Annotated in this window: 28 protein-coding genes; 17 read left to right on the plus strand and 11 right to left on the minus strand. The window is 51.1% G+C overall.

Going from position 1 to position 25,023, the window contains the following annotated elements; all coding sequences use genetic code 11:
- The 4 genes from QZL71_RS05635 to QZL71_RS05650 form a co-directional block, all read right to left on the minus strand.
- A partial coding sequence (locus QZL71_RS05635; RefSeq protein ID WP_294648197.1) for a DUF3847 domain-containing protein occupies nt 1-236 on the minus strand: 236 nt, incomplete at its 3' end.
- A gap of 4 nt (nt 237-240) precedes the next feature.
- Nucleotides 241-2,079: a P-loop NTPase fold protein gene (locus tag QZL71_RS05640; protein WP_294648200.1), complete on the minus strand. Its 1,839-nt coding sequence runs from the start codon at nt 2,077-2,079 to the stop codon at nt 241-243.
- A 20-nt stretch (nt 2,080-2,099) separates the two neighbouring features.
- Nucleotides 2,100-2,993, minus strand: coding sequence for a hypothetical protein (locus tag QZL71_RS05645; RefSeq protein WP_097801779.1), 894 nt, complete (start codon nt 2,991-2,993; stop codon nt 2,100-2,102).
- A 53-nt stretch (nt 2,994-3,046) separates the two neighbouring features.
- Complete coding sequence (locus QZL71_RS05650; RefSeq protein ID WP_294648203.1) at nt 3,047-4,180, minus strand: hypothetical protein; 1,134 nt, start codon at nt 4,178-4,180, stop codon at nt 3,047-3,049.
- Nucleotides 4,181-4,251: 71 nt separating this feature from the next.
- On the opposite strand from QZL71_RS05650, the gene QZL71_RS05655 reads away from it, so the two are divergent.
- The 6 genes from QZL71_RS05655 (at nt 4,252) to QZL71_RS05680 (ending at nt 8,536) form a co-directional block, all read left to right on the plus strand.
- A complete protein-coding gene (locus QZL71_RS05655; RefSeq protein WP_294648204.1) occupies nt 4,252-4,563 on the plus strand; it encodes an NUDIX domain-containing protein in 312 nt (103 codons plus the stop codon).
- 138 nt (nt 4,564-4,701) lie between these two features.
- Complete coding sequence (locus QZL71_RS05660) at nt 4,702-5,916, plus strand: Fic family protein (protein WP_294648207.1); 1,215 nt, start codon at nt 4,702-4,704, stop codon at nt 5,914-5,916.
- Nucleotides 5,913-6,323 (plus strand): (deoxy)nucleoside triphosphate pyrophosphohydrolase, encoded by a 411-nt coding sequence (locus tag QZL71_RS05665; RefSeq protein WP_294648208.1) that lies wholly within the window; start codon nt 5,913-5,915, stop codon nt 6,321-6,323. The genes QZL71_RS05660 and QZL71_RS05665 overlap by 4 nt, the downstream gene beginning before the upstream one ends.
- 123 nt (nt 6,324-6,446) lie before the next feature.
- Nucleotides 6,447-6,830: a type II toxin-antitoxin system PemK/MazF family toxin gene (locus QZL71_RS05670; RefSeq protein ID WP_097785024.1), complete on the plus strand. Its 384-nt coding sequence runs from the start codon at nt 6,447-6,449 to the stop codon at nt 6,828-6,830.
- A gap of 60 nt (nt 6,831-6,890) precedes the next feature.
- Nucleotides 6,891-7,127: a hypothetical protein gene (locus QZL71_RS05675; RefSeq protein ID WP_005922522.1), complete on the plus strand. Its 237-nt coding sequence runs from the start codon at nt 6,891-6,893 to the stop codon at nt 7,125-7,127.
- Nucleotides 7,128-7,450: 323 nt separating this feature from the next.
- Nucleotides 7,451-8,536, plus strand: a complete 1,086-nt coding sequence (locus QZL71_RS05680; protein ID WP_294648211.1) for a hypothetical protein — start codon at nt 7,451-7,453, stop codon at nt 8,534-8,536.
- Nucleotides 8,537-8,658: 122 nt separating this feature from the next.
- Here the strand turns inward: QZL71_RS05680 and QZL71_RS05685 are convergent, their stop codons facing one another.
- The 3 genes from QZL71_RS05685 to QZL71_RS05695 all read right to left on the minus strand — a co-directional run bounded on the left by QZL71_RS05685 (nt 8,659) and on the right by QZL71_RS05695 (nt 10,586).
- Entirely contained in the window at nt 8,659-9,093 is a 435-nt protein-coding gene (locus QZL71_RS05685; protein ID WP_294648213.1) for a helix-turn-helix domain-containing protein, read from the minus strand.
- A 70-nt stretch (nt 9,094-9,163) separates the two neighbouring features.
- A complete protein-coding gene (locus QZL71_RS05690; RefSeq protein WP_294648216.1) occupies nt 9,164-9,643 on the minus strand; it encodes a sigma-70 family RNA polymerase sigma factor in 480 nt (159 codons plus the stop codon).
- A 142-nt stretch (nt 9,644-9,785) separates the two neighbouring features.
- Nucleotides 9,786-10,586 carry an SDR family oxidoreductase gene (locus QZL71_RS05695; RefSeq protein WP_294648219.1) on the minus strand — a complete coding sequence of 267 codons (801 nt, stop codon included), beginning with the start codon at nt 10,584-10,586 and terminating at the stop codon, nt 9,786-9,788.
- Nucleotides 10,587-11,105: 519 nt separating this feature from the next.
- Between QZL71_RS05695 and QZL71_RS05700 the strand changes: the two genes are divergently transcribed.
- From QZL71_RS05700 to QZL71_RS05755, 11 genes are all read left to right on the plus strand, one after another.
- Nucleotides 11,106-13,160 (plus strand): TIM-barrel domain-containing protein, encoded by a 2,055-nt coding sequence (locus QZL71_RS05700; RefSeq protein ID WP_294648220.1) that lies wholly within the window; start codon nt 11,106-11,108, stop codon nt 13,158-13,160.
- Nucleotides 13,161-13,331: 171 nt separating this feature from the next.
- The gene (locus QZL71_RS05705; protein WP_294648223.1) at nt 13,332-14,849 is read left to right on the plus strand and encodes a Y-family DNA polymerase; all 1,518 of its coding nucleotides are present in this window, start codon (nt 13,332-13,334) and stop codon (nt 14,847-14,849) included.
- Nucleotides 14,830-15,327, plus strand: a complete 498-nt coding sequence (locus QZL71_RS05710) for a hypothetical protein (protein WP_294648228.1) — start codon at nt 14,830-14,832, stop codon at nt 15,325-15,327. The genes QZL71_RS05705 and QZL71_RS05710 overlap by 20 nt, the downstream gene beginning before the upstream one ends.
- A 97-nt stretch (nt 15,328-15,424) precedes the next feature.
- A complete protein-coding gene (locus QZL71_RS05715; protein WP_294648281.1) occupies nt 15,425-15,616 on the plus strand; it encodes an HFLK protein in 192 nt (63 codons plus the stop codon).
- Nucleotides 15,617-15,731: 115 nt separating this feature from the next.
- Entirely contained in the window at nt 15,732-16,109 is a 378-nt protein-coding gene (locus tag QZL71_RS05720; protein WP_223387934.1) for a desulfoferrodoxin family protein, read from the plus strand.
- Between the two features lie 211 nt (nt 16,110-16,320).
- Nucleotides 16,321-17,304: a Gfo/Idh/MocA family protein gene (locus QZL71_RS05725; RefSeq protein WP_294648230.1), complete on the plus strand. Its 984-nt coding sequence runs from the start codon at nt 16,321-16,323 to the stop codon at nt 17,302-17,304.
- Between the two features lie 95 nt (nt 17,305-17,399).
- On the plus strand, nt 17,400-17,609 hold the full coding sequence (locus QZL71_RS05730) for a hypothetical protein (protein WP_097772305.1): 210 nt from the start codon (nt 17,400-17,402) through the stop codon (nt 17,607-17,609).
- A 685-nt stretch (nt 17,610-18,294) separates the two neighbouring features.
- Nucleotides 18,295-19,065 (plus strand): EFR1 family ferrodoxin, encoded by a 771-nt coding sequence (locus QZL71_RS05740; RefSeq protein WP_294648231.1) that lies wholly within the window; start codon nt 18,295-18,297, stop codon nt 19,063-19,065.
- A 17-nt stretch (nt 19,066-19,082) separates the two neighbouring features.
- Nucleotides 19,083-19,709, plus strand: a complete 627-nt coding sequence (locus QZL71_RS05745) for an alpha/beta fold hydrolase (protein WP_294648233.1) — start codon at nt 19,083-19,085, stop codon at nt 19,707-19,709.
- Nucleotides 19,710-19,741: 32 nt separating this feature from the next.
- Complete coding sequence (locus tag QZL71_RS05750; protein WP_005934047.1) at nt 19,742-20,131, plus strand: C-GCAxxG-C-C family protein; 390 nt, start codon at nt 19,742-19,744, stop codon at nt 20,129-20,131.
- 383 nt (nt 20,132-20,514) lie between these two features.
- Entirely contained in the window at nt 20,515-21,273 is a 759-nt protein-coding gene (locus QZL71_RS05755) for a cyclase family protein (RefSeq protein ID WP_294648235.1), read from the plus strand.
- 232 nt (nt 21,274-21,505) lie between these two features.
- Here QZL71_RS05755 and QZL71_RS05760 read toward each other — a convergent pair whose 3' ends face one another.
- From QZL71_RS05760 to QZL71_RS05775, 4 genes are all read right to left on the minus strand, one after another.
- Nucleotides 21,506-22,405: a 4Fe-4S binding protein gene (locus QZL71_RS05760; RefSeq protein WP_294648237.1), complete on the minus strand. Its 900-nt coding sequence runs from the start codon at nt 22,403-22,405 to the stop codon at nt 21,506-21,508.
- A complete protein-coding gene (locus QZL71_RS05765) occupies nt 22,402-22,860 on the minus strand; it encodes an FMN-binding protein (RefSeq protein ID WP_154255819.1) in 459 nt (152 codons plus the stop codon). Before QZL71_RS05765 ends, QZL71_RS05760 begins: the two co-directional genes overlap by 4 nt.
- A complete protein-coding gene (locus QZL71_RS05770) occupies nt 22,857-23,966 on the minus strand; it encodes an FMN-binding protein (RefSeq protein ID WP_294648239.1) in 1,110 nt (369 codons plus the stop codon). Before QZL71_RS05770 ends, QZL71_RS05765 begins: the two co-directional genes overlap by 4 nt.
- Nucleotides 23,967-24,068: 102 nt before the next feature.
- Complete coding sequence (locus tag QZL71_RS05775; RefSeq protein WP_294648240.1) at nt 24,069-24,905, minus strand: hypothetical protein; 837 nt, start codon at nt 24,903-24,905, stop codon at nt 24,069-24,071.
- Between the last annotated feature and the right edge of the window lie 118 nt (nt 24,906-25,023).

Consider the following 25,023-nt stretch of genomic DNA (forward strand, 5'->3'; position numbering starts at 1 on the left):
CGGAACGAGATTTTCAGCAGTTCCATCACCTGATCATCGGTCAGTTCTCCCGGACAGACCAGAAAACTTTCCAGCATTCCGGCACGGGTACAAAGACGATGCACACGCTCTCTCCGGTTCAGCTCTGACATCTGACGTTCAAGGAACTTTTCCCGGTGCTGGAAAGAGCGCAGCTTCTGCTCTGCTTTGGATTTTTCGCTACGGAGGTAGGCAAGGTCGGTTTTCGGTTGGGTCACGGCATCAAACTCCTTTTTCAGTGATATTTATTTCGTAGGTTGTCATCATTACTTCGATCAATTCAGTAAGCTTTTTTTCCGAAACCTTATATGTATACTTACGTACTCCATCTCTTTCATTCAAATTACGATCCCGAATCCATGCGCTAAGTTTTTTTAAGTTGCACATAGTTTTGGAAATATCTGCCGTGCCAGGCTTCCGGAGCAGCTCTGTTAAATAGACCTTTAAACTATCAACAAGGTACAATCTTTTGTAATTGTCATTACCTTTGAACTTTTCCACAAACAAACTATATAATTCATCATCAAATACTGCCAAACGATGCACATAGTGATTTTCAAATTGGATTCGTGGACTTTCAAGATAAGCAATGTATTCTTTTCGAGAACGCGAATCGCTTACCTTATATTGTAACATCTCCAATTCATCATATACTCTTTTGGCCTCCGGAGAAAGTTCCTCTGGATTTTCTATAAATTTCCAACGTTCTGGCTCAACAATTTCACCAGATTCTATTTTTTCTCCACGCATGGAGAGTCCATCATATATTCTGTCGTAGTCAATGTGAGATGAAATAGTTACACCCATCTTTTTCAAATCCTTTATTCTTTGAATGAGGTTTATCAATTCATCTCCTGATAGATCTCCTTTATACGCCAATTCAAGTGTCAGTGGGAGAAATTTATTTATTTTGTCCTGCGTCATCGACCAAAAGTCTGACTGAACAAAATAGTATTCATCTTTAATCGGAATTTTTCTGTACGGTGCGCAAAGATTGATTTTTACAGTCTCCTCATCCCATTCGCCCGATACTATCCATTTTTCTAGTATTGCAAAACTTCTATATCTTGAAAGTCGTTTATATTTATCCGATGTGCGTTCAGGTTGAATATCAACACCCTTATACGCACGTTCATTCGATTTGAATTCAACCAGTCCATACCGGTCAAGTTCACACTTTGCCAATTTATATTCAAACATTACTGCTCCGAAATTATAAAAGACCTGATCAATATCCTTTAACGGAAGATCTAACTCTATCCATAATTTGTAAACTCGTTCGAAATCTGTAAGCCAAATTTTAAGTGTTCTTAGATTATCCGACTTACTCTCGCCAAATATTTCTTTAATAGTATCCTGATGCTTTTCAAGAAAGGCACAATATCCAACGACAGTCTCTTTATAATCTCGAACAATACATTGAATAATCTCCGAATAATTTGCTGCTATTTTTATGGTATGTGAAATTACTTTTTCTTTAAATTCTTTATAAGCTTCTTCGTCAATGTGATTTTCATCCGCGATTAAAATTGTTTTTATTTTTTTGTTTTCACAATAATTATTAATTGTGCCTAGCAATATTGTCTTATCCTGCTTTGAACGCTCAAAATCATCAAAAACTAGGACAAGTGTTTTTGAAACCATTGTCTTTCCGTTTTTAGAGAAGCACAGTAGTTCTGATTTTATATCAAAAAAGTCATATAGATTAATTGAAAGAGCCGCATTGATTCCCCTAAATCCCTGCCAAACATCGCTTAGCTCACTCGATAGTTTCTTTGCGTTTTTTATCAAAGCCGACACCTTACTAGAAGAATCATTTTCTGATTTATTTATGGTTCTAACGTATAGGATAGCTTCTTTTACTTTTTTATCAAGTTCTTCAATGCTCTGCACTCCAAACAATGAAACAATCGCTACAGCATATTGGTCTTCTCCATTTAGACTATCCGCCAGTTGATGCATAATATATGATTTGCCGCATCCCCATTTTCCGGTTAAAAGAAGTGCTCCACATGTCTCTTTTAATTCAATATAGCTTTTTATTTCTGATGTTACATTCATAACACAACCTCACCTGCTAGTTATATAAGTATTCCTTCATCTGTAACTCTTGCATTTCCGTCTATAACCAACATAGGCCGAACAAACGGTGACTTGTGATTTTTCATAACGGATCTAGTGTTACTAACGAGTTTGTCATAATTGCTTTGAGATTCATAGAGTTCTCTCATAGGAAAGCGCAGCGGTATATATCGTGGAATCAACAGCTTTAAGAAATTTTCAATAGGAATTGCGTAGGCAATATCTCTAATATTGCCAATTTGAAGTTTTACAGGTGTTAGATCTTCAACGATTTCCTTTGAGGTATCAGAATTGATACCCATTGCAAATTTGTTTTCTCTTAATTCACAAAATGCCATTCGAAGCTCATTCTGATATGAATATTTTTCATGTTTTTCAAACAGCGGATTCGTTTCTCTGGTTTCTCTAAAATTGTAAAATTTGACGCGATCCATCATTGAAACTACAGAATCGTATTTCTTAAATAATGCCTTTCCAAAACGTTCGATAAATTCGTTATAGTCAGCTATGATGACAGCTGTATCTCCGAATTCGCACATCTTAGGATTTGGCTTTAGAAAAAAATTTGTAGACGGATCATATTCCATACAATACAAACTAAAAATCTTAAAATATTTTATATCAGTATCATCGATATACCAAATCTGCTTTATATATTTCTTTACGTTTTCATCGAAGCTATCATAAATTGGACACTCTTCCACTTCGCCAAAGATGCCAGACATTCCCTCACAGAGATCTCCACGAAAGCTATTATTCAATTGTTTGTCCTCTTTTTTTAAATTCCATGCGCCAAATTCATACAGTGGCCGCATAAACACTTCTCCATCTAAAAGTTTTTCGGCCCACTCTCGGTCTGTTACCTTTACCGGGATGAATTTCTTTTCTGCCATCTTAGCACCCTCTTTATGTATTTTCTTAATTATAGTCGAACATTATCGATTTATCAATAAAAAAGCCTCGGTCTATCATTTTTACAGACCGAGGCTTCATTTATGCACTTATCTGGTTTTAGATTAACATCAAATACCCCTGCACGATCGCCGCAGGCAGCAGGAATTTCTTTTCTACGCTGCCAAAGCGTACCGTGACCATATCGGGCTGGATGGCTGTTCAGACCAAAGCTCGGCTTTACAGCTCCAATGCTGCCACTCGAACTCACCGGGCGGGGTGTAAAGTTGCCGGGGGTACCGGAAACCGGGCAAGGTGTATAGCTGTTGCTCGGTTTGTGGATTTTGCTGCCGGAAGCCTGCGTGTTTTGCGCCGTGTTGGTTTTGGGCGTAAAACCGCCATAGCTGATGATGGGCTTTGCGGGCTGTGGCGCAGGCTTCTTTGCAGGAGCCGGTTTCGGCTCGTCCTCGTCCGGGGTGAAATAGGGCTTTGCGGGCAGGTCATCCGGAGCGGGCGCAGGGGCTTCCATAGATGCCTGCTGCAAGGTAAACATCTTGTTGTAGTCGGCATCCGAGAGCACCGTATCCCAGCCGCCACGATCCTCGCCATCGTGACGATTAATGCCGGTGTAGCTCAAACTGGCATCTTCGTACCGCTTGAATTTGTACACAGCATCGTTCATCAGGGAATCGTTGAATACACCCAGCGATACCAGCAACTCAAAGTCCTTCACCGACAGACCGGTGACCTTCTTGAACAAGCCCGGCTCCAACTGGGTGATCACATCCTTCAGGCAGCGCTCCCGGTAGTCCGTCAGATACATGAACACCGGAATGCGGGTGGCGAACTTGATGAGTTTTTCCTGAATCTGCTTGCGCTTGGACTTGTACTCTTTTTCCTCGTCCGAAAGCTCCTTCTTCTGCTTCGGGGTAAGGTCTTTGGTGCCTTCCTTCTTCGCCTTTTTCACCTTTTCGGACTTTGCGATGATGGTTTCGATGTCCGAGTTCAGGCTGCGGAAGCCTTCGATCTTCATCAGAGCATCCATGGCCTCCTTGTTGGCAATGAGGCGGGAGAGGGTCTCATTGTCCACGTTCACCAGAAGTACGCTTTCCCAGCGCTTTGCCAGCAGGGTGGCAGAGGTGCCAGCCATAGCAATGTCGAGAATATCCCCGGCGTTGATCTGCCGCATGGAACTGCCATCATGAGGAAACCGGGAAAATTCTGCTCATCCAGCAGTACGGCAAGCCCTCTTATATTCTGGTGGCTGGATATATGAACCGCGGTGAGGCAGAAGAACACGCCGTGGTGCGGGAAGTCCGGGAAGAAACCGGGTTGGAAGTAGAGCACCTCCGGTTCAACCGTACCAAGTTTTTTGAGCCGTCCAACACGCTGATGTGCAACTTTACGGCTTTCGTCAGAACCGCAAAGGCGCTGCATATCAACCACGAAGTGGACCGCTGCAAGTGGTTCACACCGCAGGAAGCCAGAGAAAACATCCGTCCCAACAGCCTTGCAGCGGAATTTTTGAATGCGTATCTGGACGAAGTGGGGAATAAGCCGATGGAGATGTGATCCATGACGGAACCACGGGAATTTTGACGGAAAGTATGGAAAAAAGTTGGTTCGGCCTGTTTCGGTTGACTTTTTTATAAAGAATCGATATATTGATACTATGTAGTATCAATAAGTATCAACTGCGAGGTGGACAGAATGGATGGGGCACAGTTTGCCAAAATGCTTTCAGATAAGCATTTGTTTGAACTCAATCGGATGGAATACAAGTACTCGACTGTCAGCGTCAAAGAATTTGCCGAATTGCTGCGGCAAAACTTTGCGCAGCCTCTGCCGTTGACTGATTTTTTTGGAAATAAGCTGTTTTACCTGCCGAACCTCGCGCAAATTTCAACAAATGGTATGAAGCAGTTGCTCTCTGTCCCTGTCAGTGGACAAAACTTCGGTTTGTCGGCGATGACCGAGGAAATTTATGCTACTTTTCAAATTGAAAGTATCCGCTCGACCCGCAGCAGTATCCGTTATATCCTCGATGGTTATGCCCCTCGTGATGAACAAGAAGCCCGCATCTATGGTATGAAGCGCGGACTGGAGTTTATCGCGAATCGTCAGAATAGGATCACCGAGGAGAATCTGCATCACCTGTATCAGATCAGCACAGGGGATTATCTCCCGGATGAAGATCGATTACTGCCAAACCACTTTTATCGGCATGGCGATGTTTTTATTGTGGGCGGTGAAGAACCCAGACCGGGACTTCCGGCAGAGCGGCTTCCCGGTGCCATGAAATGTCTTGTCGATTTTGCGAATGCCAATGACGGCATCAATGAGCTGCATAAGGCTGCCATTCTGCACTTTGCCTTTGCGTACTACCACCCCTATTTTGACGGGAATGGACGCACTGCACGGCTATTCCACCTCTGGTATCTTGTTCAGCAGGGCTATCCTGCGGCACTGTTCACGCCGTTTTCCCGATACATCGCTGAAAACAAGGACGCATATTACAAAGCCTACGAACGCGTGGAGAGAAATGCTCTGATTTCCGGCTATACGGATGTGACTCCCTTTCTGTTCTACTTCTGCAATGAGGTCTATAACCGCCTGCAGGTGGATGCAGTCCCGCCGAAAACTGATCTTGAGGTATATCAAACTGCTCTTGCGGAAGGAAAAATCACAGAAAAAGAACGGCTGCTCTGGGAGTATGTTCTGTCTGCTTATGGTGCAGAGGAGTTTACCACAAAGCAGCTGGAAAAGGATTTCCGAAACGCTGCGTATGCAACCATTCGGACGTTTGTGATGAAATTCCATGAGATGGGGCTGGTTACTGCAAGAAAAGCAGGAAACAGGGTGTTCTATCGTGTCGGTGGGACTTCTGACGGTCGGCCTAATGAATCCAAAAGGAGAACGTTATGAAAACGATTCGTGTTGTGGCCGCTGTGATCTGCGACTCCATGCAGGAAAAGCGCAAAATCTACGCCACTGCCCGCGGTTATGGCGACTATAAAGGCCAGTGGGAGTTTCCGGGCGGCAAAATCGAGCCGGGCGAAACCCCGCAGAAGGCTCTGAAGCGGGAAATCGAAGAAGAACTGGACACGGAAATCGCCGTGGAGGATTTAATTGGTACAATCGAGTACGATTATCCGGCGTTTCGTCTTTCCATGGACTGCTTCTGGTGTGAAGTGGTTTCCGGCGATCTTGTTCTGAAAGAAGCGGAAGCTGCGCGGTGGCTGACGAAGGAGGAGTTTGATTCCGTTCCGTGGCTCCCGGCGGATCAGACCATTTTGGATGTTATCAGAAGCTCAATGGTAAAGAAAAAGTGACTCACTTGAATTTTGCAGCATAATCTGACCATGGAACCGCACGAATAAAAACAATGCCCTCATAGTTGAGAGGATTCGTAAATCTTCTTGGCTATGAGGGCGTTTCATTCCACGGGGATTTTTATGTTACCGAACAATTGGAGATATCTCAGAGGGGACATCTACTATGCAGACATGGAGCCGCATATCGGCTCGGAACAGGGCGGGAAACGCCCTGTGGTAGTTCTGCAGAACAACATTGGAAACCGTCATTCGCCTACATTGATCGTTGCAACTGTTACCACCCGGACGGAAAAGAAGAAAAACCAGCCCACCCATGTGCTGGTGGATTCCAACCCGGCCTTTGAAGAACCGTCCATGATTCTTCTGGAGCAGATCTTCACGATCGATAAATCCCGCATCGAACGCTTTATGGGCTATGCCAGCAAGGCTGAAATGCTCCGCATTGATATGGCTTTGCTGGTCAGTCTGGCTCTGAACGTTCTGAGCGGAAACCGCAGCGAATAGCGGACAACCAGTAACCCGTAAAAATGAGGTGATAGCGATGTAACCGGAGGTGAGTGAGCCATGCGAAAGAGTGCCCCCATTGAAGTGGTGGTACATTACCCCAAAACGAAAGAGGGATGGGACGAACTCGGAAAACGGGTCGCAACCGCCCACGCCAACTATGTGATCGAAAAAATCGACCGTCTGAACTGCCCCACATGGCAGAAGCTCGAATTGCTGCAGGCGGTGATCGATACTACCAAAGGAACTTACAAACCCAAGGAACACCAAAAGCCCGGCTGGCAGCCGAGCCGATAAACAAAGCCCCACGCTCAACATATGCTTTTCTGCTCTGACCAGAGACGGTCAGATTCAGAGGCAGTGTTGAGCGTGGGGCTTTTTGTGTTACATAAGTCTTTTGAAATGCGGCTGACACAACAAAACTGTTGATTGCTGGCAGCCAATATGGTATCCTATGGCATTGCATAACACTCAAAACAGTTCCACTTTTTTCTGAAAGAGCGTATCGAAACCGTCCTGATGGAGCAGCAGAAAAAGCTTTTTGAAAAGTAAAAGCTCTTGCGTCCCGTGAAAAAAGAAGGTAATATAAATACAGAGCAAGACACAGAACGCAGGGAGGGATGAAAACCATGTTTTACGAGATCATGCACCGGGAAAGCTGTGTGGCACAACTCAGCACGACAGGGGAATGCAGGGTCTGCCTCGAGGATTTCATGCCCTATGATCTGGTTCTGGTGGAATCGGATGATTTTGACGAGCGCATCAATAATGTAACGAACTTTTACTATTGGTGCGCCTCCCGGATGTTGACGTTGGATCGCACCTACGCCAAGGAAATCCTGAACAGTATCGGTGCATCTCAGAGTGTTACGGACAGGGAACGAGCACAGATTGCATTATCCTACCATTGTCTGTCTTTGCTGGATGTGTTCTGGGTGAAAGAAGAAAACGAGAAGATTCGATTCGAGGATATCAACCTTTTTGCACACTCCTTAAGCAATGCGCTTGTGGATATTGCGCTGCGGGGGCACCAAATGACGGTGACAAACGCCCATCTTCTGGCAAATGACCTGTCTACGGGCGGCTTGTACCCCAAGGCATGGGTGCGCAAAGAGGATGGATTCTATCTTTACAAGGATGGCGGCAGGGATGCGGTGGAACGTGAAGTGCTGGCAAGCAAAATCTGCCGGTGCTTTGACTGCCATCAGGTACTGTATGAGCAGGGGATGTTTGAAAATGAGCCGGTTTCTATCAGCAAAATCATGACATCTCAGCGATACAGTCTTGTGACCTATGCAGCCTATGACGTCTACTGCACGAACCGTGATTGGAATACGCTGGATAAGATCTTAGAGCTGGATGCTCCCGGCTACTATATGATGAACATTCTGGATTATCTGGTGGGCAATACTGACCGTCATTGGGAAAATTGGGGTCTGCTGGTAGACAACGAAACCAATCAGCCCATCCGTCTGCACGACCTGATGGATTTCAACCGGGCGTTTCAGCAGTACGACACGCCAGAAGGCGCAAACTGTCTGACCGTGGGAAAACGCCATCTGAGCCAAAAAGATGCTGCAGTGGAAGCGGTGCGGAACATCGGACTGAACCAAGTCCGTCAGGTGGAGCACACCGTATTCTCCGAGCATCCGGCATGGAAAGCAACGTTTGAAGAACGACTGCGTGTTTTACGGAACGCCATGTAAGTCAGAGCAAATATCAGAATAATTGAAACAGAATGATTCCATAACGAAAGCCCGTCTGCGCTGCCACATATCGTGGCTTGCAGACGAGCTTTTTCGTTTGGCCGGAGAAAAATTACCATACCTCACATGCGAAGCATAGATGGAAAATCGGAACCAAGGTTTTCCACCAGATGGCAAAAGCACTTCTGACTGATGGTCTTTTGTCCACTTTCCCAGCAGCGGATGCTTGTCCTGCTGACCTTTGCATGGTCGGCAAGCTGCTGACGGCTCCAGCCTTTTGCCTCCCGGTATCTGCGGAGGAAGTCTCCGCCGCCCCGGTGCAGAAACAGGGTGTAGTCGTCCAGAATGTCCTCCACCGGGATGCCGTAAAGGGCGGCGAGCTTGTCCGCAAGTTCGGGCGTGAAGCTGCGGTGAAATGCGCCGCTTTCCAGATCCGGATAGAGCCATTCCTCCATGCCCACCATGGCAGCAACCTCTTTTTGCAGCAGGTCAAGACCATAGCGGCACCAACGCAGACGGTCCCATGGGTTCGGGATGTCGGCGTAAGAATGGTACATACGGTAGAACGCCTGCGCCTCTACGGTGGTGCGGGGCCTGCCAAACTTACCTGTAAGATGTATAGAGGGGTTAGACCACAACCCTCACATGACACCCTCTGAAGCAGAAAAAAGGAACCGCTCTCTCGGCTCCAAAAAATCCATTTTGACGTAGATGCGTCATTGCGTGAAAGAGGTGGATTCTCTTTTCCATCCCAAAGTGCGCTGGGGAGAGGATAGCATTTTCAATGCACCGGCTGGCGTAGGTGGAAAAGCGTGCCCGACGGTCAGAGTCGAAAGTATCCACTGCTTTCATCAGGCCGATGGTGCCGATGGAAATAAGGTCGTCCTGATCGCCGGGCAAGGCGTAGTATTTTTTTACGATGTGTGCCACCAGACGCAGATTGTGCCGGATCAGTTTTTCCCGTGCGGCAGGGTCACCGGCACGCAGTGCGGAAAAGGCTTCGGTTTCCTCCCGGGCAGAGAGGGGCCGCGGAAAGCTGCCGCTTTCCAGATGAAGCGCCAGAACCAAAAACTTTGTGGCAAAAAATTGCAGAAGAGATAAAAACATGCCGACCCCTCCCCATAGTATCATAAACGGTTACTGTAATTTATGAAGGAGGGCTTGCCTTTTTTCCGGACTCCGAGGAGAACAACGCTGCTTCGTTGTCCACAAAATACGGATATAGCAGCTTTGCGGAGCAATGCGCCTGTTACCCGTATATTTTCCCCACGATCTTTCCGCGTGCTGCGGCAGGCAGGAGCTTGCACAAAAGGCTCAGGAATTTATACTGTGCACCGGCAACATAAACGACTGCCGGGTTCTTTTTCTCCACAATACCGGCGATGTACCGTCCAATGCGTGCCGGGTCCATGCCGTTTTGTTCGTCGTGCTCCATCTGACTGACGCTCCGGGAGATGCGCCCGCCGTATTCATCATCGCCGAGAATGCTTTTCTGACGTGCTTTTGTAAATCCGGTGCAGATGTCACCCAATTCTACGACGGTGGCATGGATGCCGTAGGGCTTGACTTCGTTTGCCAGAGCGTAAGAGTAAGAAGAAACGGCGGCTTTGCTTGCAGAGTAGAAGGTCTGGAACGGAATGTGCGCTACGGCAGCAACAGAGCTGATGTTCACAATATGCCCCTTCCCTTGATGGCGCATGAAGGGGAGAACCGCTTTATTTACAGTGACTGTCCCGAAAAAGTTCACATCAAACTGTGCTTTGGCTTGCTCCATGGACGTAAACTCCACCGCACCGGAAATGCCAAAGCCTGCACAGTTGATCACTGCATCAATTTTGGTCTCTTTTTGGATGACCTGCTGCACAGCGGCGTTGACCGCATCTTCATCGGTCACATCGACAGACAGATGGGTAACACCCTCCATAGGGATATTTCTGCGGCTAAACTCATAGACGATGCAGCCGTTCTCCTTCAGAGCAGATGCCGTGCACCGTCCGATGCCGGAGCTTCCGCCGGTAACAATAACGACCTTGTTGTTTTCTCCCGCCATGATTTTCCTCCTGAAAATGTTGATCTGGTTCGAGTATACCGCATCGCAAGATGACTGTCTATACGGATAGCCGGATTGTGAAAAAGCACAGGGATCAACTTGTGCAAATTTTTACGCAGATTGGCCTCTCTTTTTTACACAGCCAATGCCAATTAGCGCTTGAAATCGAAATGCTGCGCAAGTATACTATACTAGCTATGCTGTACAAGCTTGATCAAAAATCAGTATGCCAGTTGACCATAAAAGACATACCAGAATTGAAGTGCGCGGCAGAATCAAAACCCTACGAGGATGAAAATGAAATTTGATAGAAGGCTTACAGATGAAATCTACACTTCCGATACGGTAAGGCTGGGAAAAATGCGTTTCAGGCCATGCGGGAGACGATCTATCATAATGGTGGTGTTTCGTTTCGCGGTGCATCGGGCGAGATGATTTTGCATCGTTTGGATTTAAAGAAAATTTTTATCTCGACAGGATCAGCATGCGATTCAAAAAACAAAGGAGAGGTGTTTTGCTATGATTTACAAAAAGCAATACGGGCAACCGTTTGATACCGAAAGTGTAGTGGGTTCTTTTTTGCCCATGATGGAAACGATACCCTATCTGACCAAGGAGCCGGATGGTTTCTCCTATGCCATGGAACCGCAGGATGTCCTGTATGGTCTTGGCGAAAACGTCCGTGGTATCAACAAGCGCGGGTGGGTGTACGAAAGCAAATGCTCCGATGACGGCAACCATACCGAGGGCAAATCCTCGCTGTACGGTGCTTATAATTTTATGATCGTGTCCGGCAAGGATACATTTGGCGTTTTTATCGACTACCCGGGCAAGGTGACCTTTGACTGCGGCTACACCGACCTGGATACCTTACGCATCACGGTGGCCGAGGAAAATTACGATCTCTACATCATTGAGGGCGAGAGCCTGACCGATATTGTGCACCAGTTCCGCCAGTTGGTGGGGCGCAGTTATATTCCGCCCAAATGGGCTTTTGGCAACGCCCAGAGCCGCTGGAGCTACATGAACGAGGACGAGGTCCGCGAGGTGGTGGCAAATTACCGTGCCAATCATATGCCGCTGGACGCTGTGGTTCTGGATATCGATTACATGGAGCATTACAAGGACTTTACGGTGGATGCGCAGCGCTTCCCGCGTTTTGCAGACTTTGCCGCCGAGATGAAAGCGCAGGGCATCCATCTTGTCCCCATCATCGATGCAGCAGTCAAGGTCGAAGATGGATATGATGTGTACGAGGAGGGCGTGAAAAACGGCTACTTCTGCACGAATCAGGATGGCACCCCCTTTGTAGCCGGTGTGTGGCCGGGACGGGTACACTTCCCCGATATGCTCAACCCGGAAGCCCGTGCTTGGTTTGGCAGTCAATATAAGGTTCTGCTGGATCAGGGGATCGAGGGCTTCTGGAATGATATGAACGAGCCTGCTATCTTCTACGCAGAGGAAAGACTGAAAAAGACCTTTGCTCAAATTGAGAAATACAGCAAGCAAAACCTGGATATTTCCAGCTTTGGTGCTTTTACCGGCATGGTGGCAGAGCTTTCCAATAACGAAAACGATTATAAGCTGTTCTACCACAACACCAAACAGGGGCGTATGCGGCACGACAAGGTACATAATCTTTTTGGTTATAACATGACCCGTGCGGCAGGTGAGGCTTTCGAGCGGCTGGAGCCGGACAAGCGCATTTTGATATACTCCCGTTCTGCCTGCATCGGGATGCACCGGTATGGCGGCATCTGGACCGGCGACAACCATTCTTGGTGGAGCCACATTCTGCTTGCGCTGCACATGATGCCCTCCCTGAATATGTGCGGCTTCCTGTACGAAGGCCCCGACATTGGCGGCTTTGGCAGCAATACCACGGAGGATCTGGTGCTGCGCTGGTACGGCATGGGCATCTTCTCTCCGCTGCTGCGGAACCACTCTGCCGACGGCACCCGCCGGCAGGAGCCCTACCGCTTTAAGAACAAGGCTGCCTTTGCCGGTATTTTACAACTGCGCTACCTGCTGCTGCCCTACATTTACAGCGAGTACATGAAAGCTGCCCTGCACGACGGCATGTACTGTATGCCGTTGGCGTTCGCCTTCCCGGAGGACGACTTTGCCCGCCGGGTAGAGGATGAGGTGATGATCGGTGAAAGCCTGTTGATTGCCCCGGTATATGAGCAAAATGCCCGTGGTCGGTATGTTTATCTGCCGGAGGAGATGCTGCAGGTGCGGGTAAAGTGCAGTGAAAGCAATCGCATCGAAACCAGCGTGCTGCCGGCAGGCCATCATTACATTCCGGTGGAGCTGGATGAAGTGGTGTTCTTTATGCGCAAGGGACACCTTCTGCCCCTTGCCAAGGACGGCAAAAAGATCCAGAGCGTTGCCGATGTGGACTTTGCAGATCTGCGCCTGCTTGCCTATGCTCCCGATGGTGCATCCTATGAATACTATACCGATGACGGCGAGACAAAGGATTACGACAAGCCGGAACATTTTGTGCATATCACGCTGGATGCGGATGGAAACGCAAAGAGCGATCGTGCTACGGTCAAAGTAGAAGGATAATCGTCAGTCATTACGCAGTTCCTACAGAGTGACAGCGTTTCAGCTTGAAATGCTGCCACTCTTTTTTGTTGTCTATATCACAGATAAAATAGCCGTTCCATCTTGAAAACAGCGTAAAGATTTATTATAATAAGATAAATGGTTGTGATTTCTGCAAAGGAGGGCTGAAGTATGGCAGCGCAGCGCACCTATCTGGCAATCGACCTGAAAAGTTTCTATGCCTCGGTGGAGTGCGTAGACCGCCATCTGGACCCTCTGACCACCAATCTCGTGGTGGCAGACGCATCCCGCACCGAAAAGACCATCTGCCTTGCGGTGTCGCCCTCCCTGAAGGCCTACAAGATACCCGGCAGAGCACGGCTGTTTGAAGCCGTTCAGCGGGTGAAAGAGGTCAACGCCCAGCGGCTGCAAACTGCCATCCGGCAGAAAAAGGCGGTCCGGGGAGAGGATGGAAAATACCACTTTGCCAGAACCTCTTTCGATGCCAACGCCCTGAACGCAGACCCGGCGCTGGGGTTGAGTTACATTGTTGCGCCGCCCCGGATGCAGCGGTATCTGGACGTTTCCACTCAAATCTACAAGACCTACCTCAAATATGTGTCCCCGGCGGATATCTACCCCTACTCCATCGACGAGGTTTTCATTGATGTGACGGGATATCTGCCCTACTACCACATGAGCGCCCACGAGCTTGCCATGACCATGGTGCGGGAGGTGCTGTACAACACCGGTATCACCGCAACGGCAGGCATCGGCACCAACCTCTACCTTGCAAAGCTGGCCATGGATATTGTGGCAAAGCATATCCCGGCGGACAAAGATGGTGTCCGCGTTGCAGAGCTGGACGAGCAGTCTTACCGGTATCTGCTGTGGAACCACCGCCCTCTGACGGATTTCTGGATGACTGGCCCCGGCACCGTCAAGCGACTGGAAGCCCACGGTATCTACACCATGGGGGATTTGGCACGGTTTTCCATCCATGGAGAAGATCGACTGTATGAGATTTTCGGCGTAGATGCAGAAATCCTTATTGACCACGCATGGGGCTACGAACCCTGCGGTATGGCTGAGATCAAAAGCTACAAGCCCAGCACCAACAGCATCAGCGAGGGACAGGTGCTTTCCACTCCTTATCCGTATGATAAAGCAAAACTCATTGTCCGGGAAATGGCAGAAATCTTGATGTTCCGGCTCACCGAAAAGAAGCTGGTGACGGAATCCATCACCTTGGAGATAGGCTACGACCGGGAGAACGTGGACAAGGGCGGTTATCGTGGTCTGACCCAGACCGACCGCTACGGCAGAACCATCCCCAAAGCGGCACACGGCACCGTCCGGTTCGATGCTCCTACCAATCTGGGCAGCACCCTCATCAACGAAAGCGCAAAGCTGTTTGAGCGCATCACCGACCCGGCGCTGACGGTGCGGCGCATTACCATCAATGCCAACAAGGTCACGCCGGACGAGGGCATCTATCAGGTGGACTTTTTCACCGACACCAAGAAGCTGGAAAAGGAGAAAAAACTCCAGCAAGCCATGCTGGGCATCAAGAACAAGTACGGCAAAAACGCCGTGTTGAAAGCCAGCAGCTACGAAGAGGGTGCCACCATGCGCCAGCGCAACGCACAAATCGGCGGGCACAGTGCAGGAGATTCGGCGGGAGGTTCAGATGGAAAACTACAAAAATAGCAAAATCGGGCGGGAGACCGCCCGAAAGTACGGGGACATCCTAGAGATGGAACGCCCCCAGACCGAAGAATCCCTCTGCAAGCACCCCCGCATGACCCTTCAGAACCGTGCCAAAATCTTCTCACCCTTCTCTCCGCTGCGGGGCTATGACGAGCAGCTTGCCGCAGAAAAGCAGCGCACCGAGCGGGTGACCAAGCGCATTTTGACCGAGGAAGAAATGTCGGCTCTGTCCGATCGGCTGATGCAGGTTACCAAGGGCATGACCATTACGGTGCGGTACTTCAAGGAGGATACCGCCCACCCGGAGGTTCCGGCGGTGGGCAACTACCTCACCCTGACCGGAAAAGCGGACCGCATTGATCCGGTGTTCCGCACCCTGCAGGTGGGCGACACCGTGGTGCCCTTTGAAGATCTGGTGGAACTCGGCGGGGAGGGCATCATGGACATTGATGTATATCTGGGCATCGGGGAAGAATGAGATGACAAGAAATGCTGAAAGAGATGTTTATAGGACGGCTCTTTCAGTAAAATGACCTCAGAAGAAGCGAAACACACTTCGGATGGAGGAAAACACAATGGCAAACGGTGATTACGGCTATTTCGGCAAAGGTGACACGGGCTATGCCCAGTACATGACGGCCTTCAACCGCAACTTCGGCGGCTCGTCCGGCGGCGGTGGCGGCGGTGGTGGAGACGGAAGCGGCTGCGGCTGCCTCATTGCCATTGCGGTGGTGGTCGTGCTGGTGCTTATTGCCATGGGAAGCTGAGGGCATCCCCATAGCACTAGGCTGCTTGCGTGACCCAGTCACAGAAAATCTAACTAGGAAATGTTATCATATAGTCACAGGAAACACCAACAACATTCCGATGGAGGATTTTAATATGAAGGCAAAGTTTTATATCTGTGAGCACTGTGGCAACCTGGTCACCACCATCCACAACGCAGGCGTTCCGCTGGTCTGCTGCGGCGAAAAGATGAAGGAACTGCTCCCCAACACCGTGGAAGCCAGCGGCGAAAAGCATCTGCCGGTGGCAGAGCGTTCCGGCAGCACCCTCACCGTCACGGTGGGTGCGGTGGAGCACCCCATGGTGGATGTGCACCACATCCAGTGGCTCTTTGTGGAGACCGAAAACGGCGGACAGCTCCGCTACCTCGTCCCCGGTCAGGCACCCAAGGCGGTGTTTGAGCTGGGCGGCGAAAAGCCGGTGGCGGTCTACGCCTACTGCAACCTGCATGGTCTGTGGATGACGAAACTTTAAGAAATGAACGGGCTCCTGCCAGTGGTTAAACGCTTGCAGGAGCCCGTTTTGCGTGTAGCCAGAGGGATGATGCCGGTGCATAGAATCTGTCCCCAGAGAGTGGCAATAAGCCCTCCGGGGGCATTTTTGTTTTTCACTATCTTTTCCGCAGGGGAAAACCATGGTATACTGAACGCAACGAATCCAAAGTAATAAACCGGGAGGTACCGTTATGAAGTGGGGAATTTTAGCGACCGGCACTATTGCCAAAAAGTTTGCGTCTACGGTGGAACAGATGGGCGCAGAAGGGGAGCAGCTTGTTGCCGTGGGCTCACGGCATCTGGAAAGCGCACAGGCGTTTGCGCAGCAGTACGGCATTCCCCGCTGCTATGACTCCTACGAAGCCCTTGCCGCCGACCCGGAGGTGGAGGCCATCTATATCGCCACCCCCAACACCCTGCATTACGAAAACTGCAAGCTCTGTCTGGAGCAGGGCAAGCACGTTTTGTGCGAAAAACCCTTTACCATCAGCCCGGAGCAGGCGCAGGAGCTGTATCGTCTGGCGGAGGAAAAGCACCGCTTTCTCATGGAGGCGTTCTGGATCTGGCTGCTGCCGCTGTACGACCGCCTGCGCGAGATCCTTGCGGCTGGCACCATCGGGGAACTGAAGCAGATCACCTGTCAGTACGGCTTTGTTGCCTCCGGTGCCCGGAAGGACCGCAAGTTTGATTCCGGTCTGGGCGGCGGTGCGCTGCTGGATATCGGCATCTACAATCTGGGCTTTCTGCGCATCCTCACCGGACAGGACCCGGAGAAGGTGGAGACCAAAGAGGTCCACATCAACGAGTACGGCACCGACGATTACAGCCGCCTTGTGCTGACCTACCCCGGCGGCTGCAAGGCGGAGTCGGTCCAGACCATCGGGCAGGAGCTGGAGCGCAATGCCCGTATCGTTGGTACCAAGGGCAGTATCTTTCTGCCGGATTTCCAGCACGCCGAGACCATGACGCTGGAAGTGGAGGGCAAAGAGCCGGAGGTCATCCGCTGCCCGGTGGACATCAACGGCTTTGAGTATGAGATCCGGGAAGCAAGCCGCTGCGTCAAACTGGGGCGCACCGGCAGCAACCGCTACACCCCGCAGGACAGCCTTGCCTTGACCCGCCTGATGTACGACACCCGCATGAGCTGGGGCATGAAGTTTGCGGGTGAGGTGTAAGCACACACCTTGCCGCAAAGGGCTTTTTGCGTGCGGAGACTATGGCATACGGAGAGCGGCAACTCGGAATTGATATAAAAAAGAAGGACACATAGATGAAAACAGTGGTTCTTTATAATATTATTTCTTTTATCATCCTCGTTGCTTTGATTTTTGTCTTAAGGATTGTTAGTAAGAGTAATTTAAGACAAAATCAACAACTTGTTATTAAAGTCATTGCAACTATTTTAATTGTTTGTGTGATAGCGTTCGTGCTTTTTATTGATGCAATAGCATTTGGCATTATAGGACCAGTTCAAGATTAACAATTCCAGTTTGACAAGGAAGTGCTTTGCATGAAAAAGCGTATATCAAGGATTCTCGGTTTAATAATGCTGATTATAGCTATTGCATTTATAGTGTTTGCATTGAACCATCCAGAAATGAGTTTTCCTTGGAACAATACCATTACTTGGTTACTGTATGGTTTATATATTCTTGTGACAGTCATGTTGCTTATTGCGCCTAAGACGAAGAAGTAAACAATTCGCGTTTGTGGAGCGAAGCAGAACAATGAAAGCCCCAGTGGGGCTTTTAAGCGACCGAACAGTCTTGCGGCAGCAAGATGGAGGGGCCTCGCCCCGACAAGTTCGCGTTTGTGGAGCGAAGCAGAACAATGAAAGCCCCAGTGGGGCTTTTAAGCGACCGAACGGTCTTGCGGCAGCAAGATGGAGGGGCCTCGCCCCGACAAGTTCGCGTTTGTGGAGCGAAGCGGAACAATGAAAGCCCCAGTGGGGCTTTCAAGCGACCGAACGGTCTTGCGGCAGCAAGATGGAGGGGCCTCGCCCCGACAAGTTCGCGTTTGTGGAGCGAAGCGGAACAATGAAAGCCCCAGTGGGGCTTTTAAGTGACAGAACAGTCTTGCGTAGCAAGATGGAGGGGCCTCGCCCCGACAAGTTCCAGTTTGCCGGGCAGACGGACATCTGAATAACACAAAATGAGGGGGCAGCCATGGTACTTTATTTTACGGGAACCGGCAACAGCCGATATCTGGCGCGGCGCATTGCCGAAGGGCTGGAGATGCCGCTTTACGACCTGAACGCCTGCATCAAGGCAGGGAATACCGTCCCGGTGCAGACCGGGCGTGACGTGGTGCTGGTAACGCCTACCTACGCATGGCGTATCCCCCGGGTGGTGTCGGAGTGGCTGGGCAAGACCGAGCTGACCGGGGCAGAGCGTATCTGGTTTGTGATGGATTGCGGCAGCGAAATTGGCAATGCGGCAGGCTATAACCGGCAGCTTGCAGTGCAAAAGCAGCTGCAGTATATGGGCACAGCCCAGATCATCATGCCGGAAAACTACATTGCCATGTTCAATGCACCCCAAAAGGAGCAGGCACGGAGCATCGTGGAGCAGGCAGAGCCTGCGCTTCAGAAGGCGCTGGCGCAGCTCAAGGCCGGGCAGGAATTTCCTCCGCCGAGAGAGAACCTCTACGACCGCTTTATGAGCGGCCCGGTGAACCCGGTGTTCTATCGCTTCTTTGTAAAAGCGGAGGCCTTCCGGGCAACGGATGCCTGCATCGGCTGCGGTAAGTGCGTGGAGCTGTGCCCTTTGAACAACATCCATCTGGAAAACGGCAAGCCGGTCTGGGGCAAAAACTGCACCCATTGCATGGCCTGCATCTGCTATTGCCCTAAAGAAGCCATCGAGTACGGCAAAAAGAGCAAAGGCAAGCCCCGGTATCACTTTGAAGAACTGGAAAGGAAGCAGCAGGACGTGTGAAGGAGAGCGGAAATTAAATGAAGTTTTTGTACTTACATGGGTTGGGACAAAAACCAAACAGTTGGGACAGAGTAATAAAAGAAACGAAGGTCTCGGACAGCAGCGTCTGCTTGAGTTTGGCAGAGATGCTGGAGGACAAAGCGGCCACTTATGGGGAACTGTATGCTGCATTCTCAGGAGAGTGTGATAAGGAACATGATGAAATCGTCTTGTGCGGGCTTTCCTTGGGTGCTGTTCTGGCACTTAATTATGCGATAGATCATCCGAATAAAGTAAAGGCACTGGTGCTAATTGCAGCACAATATAAAATGCCTGAAAAGCTATTGAAGTTCCAGAATATGCTGTTTCGCTTTATGCCGAATACAATGTTCAAGCAATTTGGATTCAAGAAAGCAGATGTGATCAGCTTGTGCGGTACGATGACGGAATTGGATTTCAGGGATTCATTATGTAAGGTGTCCTGTCCGGCATTGATCGTTTGTGGGGAAAAGGACAACGCAAACAAAAAAGCCTCAAAGGAACTTGCCAGTTATTTGAGCGATTCCCACTTCCATGAACTTCTGAAAGCAGGTCATGAAGCAAACATAGAATCTCCGGAGGAATTGGCAACAGTGTTACAGGAATTTTATGATAATGTCGAATAAACTACGATTCATCAAAGAAAGAGGACTGTAAAATGAACATCGAAGAACGGGCGGCACAGGCTGCCGCATGGAAAGCTACTGGACAGTGCAACTGTGCACAGGCGGTGCTGAAGGCATTTGAGGACAAGCTGCCGGTGGATGCCGACACCCTGATGAAGCTGGGCGCAGGCTATGCCGCCGGCATGGGCTGCATGGAGAGCACCTGCGGCGCACTGATCGGCGCTGTGATGGTGGCGGGCATCGTCACCGACGGCAAGGGCACACCCCGCATTTCTAAGGAACTGCTGCAAAACTTTCAGGAAAAGTGCGGTGCTACCATCTGCAAGGATCTGAAGGGAATAGAGAACGGCGCACCGCTGTGCCCGTGCCCGGAGTGCGTCCGCAACGCTGTTCTGGCACTGGGCGAGGTGCTGGGAGAGTAAGATGAAGAAGATCTTGTCTGTTTGCCATGGCAGGATGTGCTGGAGGGGTGCACCGCCCTGCTGGAAGAGCTGCGATAAAAGGGAAAGGGGATGACGAAACGTTATTGCAAGGGCGAACGGTTTGCTGACCTGTCGTTTGCCCGGGAAGTCTTTGAAAGAATAAACCTATTGACATGGTGCGAAAATGGGTTTATACTATCCCCAACACAAGGAAGGGAGCGCAGACAGATGAAACATACAGCAGATGCCCGGCACAGACTACCCGGGCGAATGCGCTGCTCCCAGACAAATTCCCGGCAGACAGACTGAGAAAAAACAGGAAGATGCCGTTGTCTGGGAGAAGTGCCCGAACATACATCGTCACAATAAAAGGAGAACCGACAATGGCTGATTATAAACTGTGGAACGCACTGAAGAATGCTAAAAAATATCGCTGGGTGGAACTTTCTCACTCGCTGAACAACGAAAGCCCCTACTGGTCCGGCATCCCGGAAGGCTCCGTGGAGCTGGCAAAGACCGTGTGGGACTGGGGCAAGCCGGAACTGGAATGCCTGATCCAGACCTTCAAATTCCCCGGACAGTTCGGTACCCATATCGACTTCCCGGGTCACTTCATCAAGGGCAAAGCGCTGTCCGAAAAGTTTGATGTGAACGACCTGATTTTCCCGCTGGTGGTCATCGATATTTCTGAGCAGGCCAAGAAAGACCCTCGCTATGCTGTGACAGTGGAGGACATCAAGGCCTATGAAGCAAAGTACGGTCCTATCCCGGATGGTGCGCTGGTGGCTCTGCGCAGCGACTGGTATAAGAAGTGGCCGGATATGGATGCGCTGTCCGGCATCGACGCAGAGGGCAAAGAAAATGCTCCCGGCTGGTCGCTGGAAGCATTGGAGTATATCTACAAGGTGCGCAATGCCGCCGCCAACGGCCACGAAACGCTGGATACCGATTCCTCTGCGGTGGCGGAGGAAAAGGGTGACCTTGCCTGCGAACGCTATGTTCTGGACAACGACAAGCTGCAGGTGGAGGTGCTTGCAAATCTGGATAAAGTTCAGCCTGCCGGTGCGGTAGTCATCGTTTCTTATCCCCGCATTGAAGGGGCAACTGGTCTGCCCGCACGGGTCTGGGCTATTACCGAATAAGAGCGGAGAAGTGGGAAAATGTCCTTTCCCCCTGCCACCAGCGCCATGCTGCATAACCTTTCCACCCTTGGCATCAGCCTGCGCAGCATGACAGACCTGTTGGAGCAGAAGTCTTCCCTGTAAAAATGGTACGCCGGAGCGTCCGCAGATGCTCCGGCGTATCGAAATGATAGATCTCCCAGCCAAAAGGAGGCTGCTGCACAAATACTGCGCAGCAGCCTCCTTTTTTAGTTCAGATGAATCGGCAAAAGCCCAGCCAGCAGCCCAGCAGGAAGAAGAGCAACACTTTACCCAGCACCGGCAGCCATAGACGCTTGCACAAGGTGGTATCCCACTGGTGGATGTTCTGCTTGGGGCAGGTGCCAACGCAGGCTTCACAGGCGATGCATTCCCCGCTGCGCAGGCTGGTTTCCTCCAGCTTCAGGCACACCGGGCACTGCTGTTTACAGGCATTGCAGCCCGGGATGCAGCCGTCGCTCTGCCGGTGCAGCCGCGCAAATGGCAGCACCGGCAGCAGGGCAAACACCGCTCCCATGGGGCAGAGGAACTGACAGAAGAACCGGGGCTGCACCGCCATACCCAGCAAAATGAGCACAAGCAGCCCGATGCCCACACCAAAGCCCTCCGGCGGCAGATGCAGAGCCGTCAGGCGGGAAAACACCTCCCACGGGCTTGCGCCGGTCAGCATCTTTTCCTGCCGGGTCACATACAGTGCTACCAGCCATGCCAGCAGCAGATATTTGACCTTCTGCCCCAAAAGCACCGCCCGCTCCGGCAGACGGAGCTGCTTTTTGCGGTGGAACAGCTTTTTTTGAATAAGCCCGGAAAGCGCCCAGACGGCATCGCCCAAGCTGCCGAAGGCGCAGGCATACCCACAGAAAAAACGGTCGAAAAGCAGGGTGAAGCCGCACAGCCCCAGCAGGGAAAGCGTGAAGCTGTCCACAGAGAGCACCTCGCCTGCACCGATGTGCAGAAAGATCTGTTTTACCCCGGAAAACCCGGCCACGAATGCGCCCGGCATGGACACAAAGAAGAACAACTGCACCCCGGTGCGCAGCCATGTACGGCGCTTTTTGTCCCGCTGACGCTGCTGCGCCGCTGTTAAAGGCTTTGCCTGTGTTTTTTCCATCATCCCGCCGCCTTTCCCAGTGCGTTCTCTACCGCACCGATAAGTCCTTCTGCCGTGAGGGTAGCGCCGGAAACGGTATCCACCTCAGCAGACTGCACTGCCAGCATCTCGTCCAGCAAAGGCAGCGCCTGCTTATAGTAGGGCTTATCCTCGCCGGAAGCATCCAGCACCGCAATATCGGTCATTTTTCCGTTCTGGATAGTCACCGACACCTGAATGACATCGCCAAAACCATAGGCGCTGCCCTCATAGATGCCGTCCCGGTAGCCGCTCTGCTCTGCCTGTGCTGCGCTCTGCGCCTGCAAAACGGAAGCATTGTAGGCTTCAACTTCGGCAATTTCCTGCTTGCGCTGGCTTACCGCTGCCGCCCGGATCAGCGCCACCTGCTGGTATTGCCACAGTACCCCCAAAATGAGCAGCAGGTTCACCGCCCGGAGGAGAAAATTTTTGTATTTCATTCTGCTGCTCCTTCCGTTTCAGATTCAATCCCGGTCTCTTCCGGCGGCAGTGCCGGCTCGGATGTCGGCAGCACTTCCTCAGAAGATGCCGGTTCCGGTTCAGAGGATGCCGGTGCATCTGCATAGAAAAGCTGCTGCCATACTTCCTTGAGCCACACGGGAACGGCGCTCTTTTCCTCCGGCTGCACCACCTCCACGGTGGGCGCGGTGACCGGCGTTTCCCCGGGCTCTGCTGCTTCAGACGGTGCGGTTCCCTCTGCCGTCTCTTCCGATGCAGTCTGCTCCGGAGCGGTTTTCTCTGCCGGGGCAACAGCGGCCTTTGCCAGTGCCAGCTTGACCGCGTTCAGGATGCCGGTGGAAGAGTAGGTCGCGCCGGAAACAGCATCCACGTTGGGGCTTTGTCCCTCCAGAATGGCGGGGATGACCTGTTTTGCCCGGGAGAGATATTCCTCCTCGTCCTCGGCGCTCAGGATCGTGATATCGGTAATTTTATCCTCTGCCACCGTGACCTGCACTGTGATCTGCCCCTCAAAGCCCATGGCTTCGGCAGTGTAGATGCCGTCCAAGTAGATGGAGGGAGCCGTAAATTCCTCCACCACAAGCGTTGCAGCGGGCTTTGGTTGGGGCGGCAGGGGATTGTTGACCACCTCGCCGGTCAGGGCGTTCTGCACTGCGCCCAGAATGCCCCGGCTGGTGTAGGTGGCCTCGGAAACGGCATCCACCTCCCAGCTCTGAGTCTCCACCACGGTGGTCAAAAGCCGCTTGGCACGCCGCAGAAACTGCTTGGTCTCGTGGGATGCGTCCAAGATCTCCACCTCCGTGATGCTGCCGTTTTCCATGGTGACCTGTACTCGGACGGCACCGCCGTAGCCCCGGGAAGAGCCGACGTAAACGCCGTCGGCATAGGGCAGCTTGGGCAGGGTTTCTTCCTCCGCTTCGGAGGAAGCGGCTTCCACAGACTGCTCCACCACGGTTGTCAGCTTTTCCGGCACGGCGGCCAGCACCGGAACGGTGCGGGGCAGGGCAAAAAGTACAGCTGCCGCTACCGCCACCGTCGGGAGAAGCTGCACCAGCGGCAGCAGTGTATGGCATCGTTTTTTGTTCATTCCAACTCCTCCTGACACGGAAAAGCAAGGCCGCTTGATGCCAAGCGACCTTGCCGTTTTGTACTGTATTTGATTTGCTAAATCAGGCAGCTTTCCGCGACCTCACAGCGCCACATTGACCGGCAGGACATACACGCCGTCGGCGGCGTAGAAGGTGATCTGAGTAATCGTCTTGCCGATGATGGATGCAAAGTAAGGATCATCGGCATTGAAGCCCAGCTTGGTACCATGCCAGATGTTGGTCACATGATGCAGGCCGTACTCACTGCCATCGGCGGTGGTCAGAACTACGCCGTAGACCTTGTTGGCCTTGTAGTCCAGATCAAAACCGGAGATTTTCATCTCGTAGGTGGCATGGTGACCGTTGGTATTCAGCTCCACAGTGGTGCCCTCTACAGTGGTCTCGGTGGCGTGGACCTTGCCAAACTCCCACTTGCCGCTCAGCAGGTTATACCATGCGGTGATGTAGTAGGCAGGGGTCTCACTGAGCTTGTAGTAAGCGTAGCTCTCGTTCTCAAACAAGGCATCTGCGCCGGTGTAGGTGGTGGTGGATTCCTTGCCCTTCAGGGTAACGGTAATGTCGTAGCTGTCGGCATCGGTGACCTGCTTTGCATTCTTCAGCGCCCACGGGGTCAGCACCTTGACCGGGAAGGAAACGCCGGTGATGTCGGTGCCATCTGCGTTGATGTGGTAGGAACCGGCGGCAAGGTTGCCTGCGCGGGTCTTGTTCCTGGTGGCGCTGGTCACAGCGTCGATCTCAGATGCGTTGTCCACACCGGCAGCCTTGTAGAAGTCGGCGTAGGGGATGTTCATCTGGACATAGCTGGAGGTCAGGCAGTTTTCCTGTTCCACCTCTTCCGCAGCGAAGGCCGGGACTGCCACAGCGCATACCAGCATAGCGGCCGCAAGTGCACCTGCAAATACTTTTTTCAATCTCATGGTAACACACCTCTATCTCAGTTTTGAAAAAATAGTTAGCTTTGCCTAACAATTGATGCAAAAAAATGCAGGGGAAAAACCCCTCAGATGGTTAGGCAAAACAAATTCGCGAAGTAAA

The organism is uncultured Faecalibacterium sp. (genome assembly GCF_900066275.1).
Taxonomy (GTDB): Bacteria; Bacillota; Clostridia; order Oscillospirales; family Ruminococcaceae; genus Faecalibacterium; species Faecalibacterium taiwanense.

Excerpts from the sequence above, each read along its gene's own strand:
- QZL71_RS05710 (WP_294648228.1), top strand. The coding sequence starts at position 14,830 with ATGGAAAACTACAAAAATAGCAAAATCGGGCGGGAGACCGCCCGAAAG.
- QZL71_RS05760 (WP_294648237.1), bottom strand. The coding sequence starts at position 22,405 with ATGATGGAAAAAACACAGGCAAAGCCTTTAACAGCGGCGCAGCAGCGT.
- QZL71_RS05720 (WP_223387934.1), top strand. The coding sequence starts at position 15,732 with ATGAAGGCAAAGTTTTATATCTGTGAGCACTGTGGCAACCTGGTCACC.
- QZL71_RS05665 (WP_294648208.1), top strand. The coding sequence starts at position 5,913 with ATGAAAACGATTCGTGTTGTGGCCGCTGTGATCTGCGACTCCATGCAG.
- QZL71_RS05770 (WP_294648239.1), bottom strand. The coding sequence starts at position 23,966 with ATGAACAAAAAACGATGCCATACACTGCTGCCGCTGGTGCAGCTTCTC.
- QZL71_RS05765 (WP_154255819.1), bottom strand. The coding sequence starts at position 22,860 with ATGAAATACAAAAATTTTCTCCTCCGGGCGGTGAACCTGCTGCTCATT.
- QZL71_RS05705 (WP_294648223.1), top strand. The coding sequence starts at position 13,332 with ATGGCAGCGCAGCGCACCTATCTGGCAATCGACCTGAAAAGTTTCTAT.
- QZL71_RS05680 (WP_294648211.1), top strand. The coding sequence starts at position 7,451 with ATGAAAACCATGTTTTACGAGATCATGCACCGGGAAAGCTGTGTGGCA.
- QZL71_RS05675 (WP_005922522.1), top strand. The coding sequence starts at position 6,891 with ATGCGAAAGAGTGCCCCCATTGAAGTGGTGGTACATTACCCCAAAACG.
- QZL71_RS05660 (WP_294648207.1), top strand. The coding sequence starts at position 4,702 with ATGGATGGGGCACAGTTTGCCAAAATGCTTTCAGATAAGCATTTGTTT.
- QZL71_RS05730 (WP_097772305.1), top strand. The coding sequence starts at position 17,400 with ATGAAAACAGTGGTTCTTTATAATATTATTTCTTTTATCATCCTCGTT.
- QZL71_RS05755 (WP_294648235.1), top strand. The coding sequence starts at position 20,515 with ATGGCTGATTATAAACTGTGGAACGCACTGAAGAATGCTAAAAAATAT.
- QZL71_RS05745 (WP_294648233.1), top strand. The coding sequence starts at position 19,083 with ATGAAGTTTTTGTACTTACATGGGTTGGGACAAAAACCAAACAGTTGG.
- QZL71_RS05640 (WP_294648200.1), bottom strand. The coding sequence starts at position 2,079 with ATGAATGTAACATCAGAAATAAAAAGCTATATTGAATTAAAAGAGACA.
- QZL71_RS05690 (WP_294648216.1), bottom strand. The coding sequence starts at position 9,643 with ATGTTTTTATCTCTTCTGCAATTTTTTGCCACAAAGTTTTTGGTTCTG.
- QZL71_RS05775 (WP_294648240.1), bottom strand. The coding sequence starts at position 24,905 with ATGAGATTGAAAAAAGTATTTGCAGGTGCACTTGCGGCCGCTATGCTG.
- QZL71_RS05700 (WP_294648220.1), top strand. The coding sequence starts at position 11,106 with ATGATTTACAAAAAGCAATACGGGCAACCGTTTGATACCGAAAGTGTA.
- QZL71_RS05750 (WP_005934047.1), top strand. The coding sequence starts at position 19,742 with ATGAACATCGAAGAACGGGCGGCACAGGCTGCCGCATGGAAAGCTACT.
- QZL71_RS05645 (WP_097801779.1), bottom strand. The coding sequence starts at position 2,993 with ATGGCAGAAAAGAAATTCATCCCGGTAAAGGTAACAGACCGAGAGTGG.
- QZL71_RS05725 (WP_294648230.1), top strand. The coding sequence starts at position 16,321 with ATGAAGTGGGGAATTTTAGCGACCGGCACTATTGCCAAAAAGTTTGCG.
- QZL71_RS05670 (WP_097785024.1), top strand. The coding sequence starts at position 6,447 with ATGTTACCGAACAATTGGAGATATCTCAGAGGGGACATCTACTATGCA.
- QZL71_RS05650 (WP_294648203.1), bottom strand. The coding sequence starts at position 4,180 with ATGCGGCAGATCAACGCCGGGGATATTCTCGACATTGCTATGGCTGGC.
- QZL71_RS05740 (WP_294648231.1), top strand. The coding sequence starts at position 18,295 with ATGGTACTTTATTTTACGGGAACCGGCAACAGCCGATATCTGGCGCGG.
- QZL71_RS05685 (WP_294648213.1), bottom strand. The coding sequence starts at position 9,093 with ATGTACCATTCTTACGCCGACATCCCGAACCCATGGGACCGTCTGCGT.
- QZL71_RS05695 (WP_294648219.1), bottom strand. The coding sequence starts at position 10,586 with ATGGCGGGAGAAAACAACAAGGTCGTTATTGTTACCGGCGGAAGCTCC.
- QZL71_RS05715 (WP_294648281.1), top strand. The coding sequence starts at position 15,425 with ATGGCAAACGGTGATTACGGCTATTTCGGCAAAGGTGACACGGGCTAT.